Below are 2,443 nucleotides of genomic sequence, written 5' to 3' on the forward strand. Positions count from 1 at the left end.
GATTATGCGGTTACCGGTGAGGGGGAGAATTTGGGGCGACTATGCGAGCGGCCGAATCATGTAGAAAATTGCTGACCAGACAAATTGCCTCGCATACCAACCTTCCGCCACAACCGCTGTGATCGACGATACGCTGCTCCCCCTTCGGCGTTCCAGCTGTCCGACGCAAGAAACTCACGCTCGATTTTGAGGGCGGCGACCTGTTCTCGCATGCCAGTTTGCTGCTTCGGAGAGACGCGGAGCGCAAGCGCCGCCAAGGCGATGCCAGATCGGCGCGATCGCAGCCGCATCCAGAGATGTTTGACCATTCGTCACATGATGATTGCACGACCTCTTGGATTAAGCGGCCGACAAGTATACTGGGCGGCCGCACTCGCTTCCGCGCCCGTTTCAAATCGCTCACGTCGCTCCACGTTCGAACGTTTTAGCCTGGATTATGCGTGAGCCGTGAGTTTTGAGTGACGGCAGTGGCGTGAAAGCCGCGATTCACATAGGCAATCGTTGTGCAGACGAACCGCCTCGTGCAACCGCCGCTCCGCCACAGCCGCCATGAACACCGATACGCTGCTTCCCTTCGACCTACCAGCCGTCCGCCGCAAGAAACTCACAGTGGATTTTGAGGGCGGCAATCAATCCTCCGACGCGGGCTTGTTATTGCTGCGGGAGGCTGAGCGCCGGCTCGGCGTGTGCCGGCGGCTCGCCGATGCGATGCCTGATCGCCGCGATCCAGACCGCATCCTCCATGAGATGTTCGAGCTGGTGATGGCGCGCACCTCTGCGATCGCCTGCGGATACGAGGACGCCATCGACCACGACCGGCTGCGCCACGATCCGCTCATGAAGGTCGCGGTCGGCCGCCATCCGCAGAGCGGCGCGCCGCTGGCCTCGCAATCGACCATCTCCCGCCTGGAGAATGCGCCGAGCAAGACCGAGGCGGCACGGCTCGCTGTCGCTCTGCTCGATCAGTTCGGCACGACGGTAAAGCCGGGTAGGATGGAGATCCTCGACATCGACGACACCTTCTGCGCGGCGCATGGCGGCCAGCAACTGGCATTCTGGAACGCGCATTACGGCGAACGCGGCTTTGCATCGATGCACATCTATCACGTGGCGAGTTGCACGCCGGTGGCGGCCATCCTGCGCCCGGCGCGCACGCCCAACGGCACGGAGGTGTGCACCGTCATCAAGCATGTGACCCAGCGCCTGCGCAAGCACTGGCCCAATACCCGGATCGTCTGGCGTGGCGACAGTCATTACGGCCGCGTCGAAGCCATGGAATGGGCCGAGGACAACGATACTGATTATATCTTCGGCCTCCCCGGCAATGCGGTGCTCGATGCAATCGTGGCCAAAACCGCCGACGATCTGCGCTTCCATCATGCCCAAAGCCGTCAGGAGAAGGTGCGCACCTTTGCGAGCTTCACCTACCGGGCCAGCAGCTGGAAACGGCCGCGCAGGGTGGTGGCGCGGCTGGAGTGTTCGCTGCAGCCGGACGACGGAGGAGCCACTTCGACCGGCATGCGCCAGGAGGTGGACATCCGTTATGTCGTCACCTCTCTCAAGGGCTCGGCGCAGCATCTTTACGAAAACGTCTACTGCCGGCGCGGGCAGATGGAAAACCTGATCAAGCTGCACAAGGCGCAGCTGGCGTCGGACCGCATGTCGTGTCACAGCGCGACAGCCAATCAGGTGCGTCTCGCGTTCCACACCGCTGCGTTCTGGCTCATGCATGCCGTGCGTGCCGCCATTCCGCAGACAGACCCGCTCGCGACGGCTGAGTTCGCCACCATCCGCGAGCGCCTAATCAAGATCGGCGCGCGTGTGATCGAGCACCTCGCGCGAATTCGCATCCAACTGCCGACCAGTTGCCCGCAGGGTGCACTGTTCCGCACCATCGCGCTCGGGATCATGCCGTCAGCGCCGTGACTTGCGGGGCATCGTGCCCCGACGAGCCGCCGACGAAGGCAGATCAACCCCAAACGCGTTGCATAGTGAGTGGGTTCGCACCGATCAGCGGTCGGAACGCTAACGCGCGCCCGCGCCAGTGACGGACAAAAACGTCTCGCGTGGCGCATGATCCGGGCTAGCACGCCGCGCAGCAGGGACACGGGTTGGCGAGCAGTTGCGTTGCGGCCGGATCGGTTTCGACTGCCTGGTCGGCGACGGATGGGGGCTAAGCCCAAAAGCTCGCGCGCCCGGGCGATCGTTTCGGCTCGGTTACTGCTGGCGAACAGACCGTAGTGGCGGATGCGGTGGAAGCCCTTGGGCAGGACGTGGATGAGGAAGCGGCGGATGAACTCGCCGACGTCGAGCATCATCGTGGTGTATCGGCGCGGTCCCTCGATCCCGTAGTCCTTGACCTTGAAGGTGACGCGCCGCGCGTTGAGCGCGATCAGACGACGGTTTGAGATGGCGACACGGTGTGTGGCATCGGGGCGTGCAC

1 protein-coding gene and 1 pseudogene are annotated in these 2,443 nt (G+C 63.3%); one reads left to right on the plus strand and one right to left on the minus strand.

Annotation, left to right across the window (positions count from 1 at the left end; genetic code table 11):
* Positions 1-549: 549 nt before the first annotated feature.
* On the plus strand, positions 550-1,926 hold the full coding sequence (locus tag VKR55_RS06125; RefSeq protein WP_324400777.1) for an IS1380 family transposase: 1,377 nt from the start codon (positions 550-552) through the stop codon (positions 1,924-1,926).
* Positions 1,927-2,095: 169 nt separating this feature from the next.
* Here the strand turns inward: VKR55_RS06125 and VKR55_RS33160 are convergent.
* A pseudogene (locus tag VKR55_RS33160) lies at positions 2,096-2,443 on the minus strand (transposase); the annotation flags it as partial.

Origin of the sequence: Bradyrhizobium sp. (assembly GCF_035309285.1) — a bacterium.
Classification (GTDB): Bacteria; Pseudomonadota; Alphaproteobacteria; order Rhizobiales; family Xanthobacteraceae; genus Bradyrhizobium.

What these genes read in the sequence shown, in the direction of transcription:
- VKR55_RS06125 (WP_324400777.1), top strand. Translation starts at nt 550, where the DNA reads ATGAACACCGATACGCTGCTTCCCTTCGACCTACCAGCCGTCCGCCGC.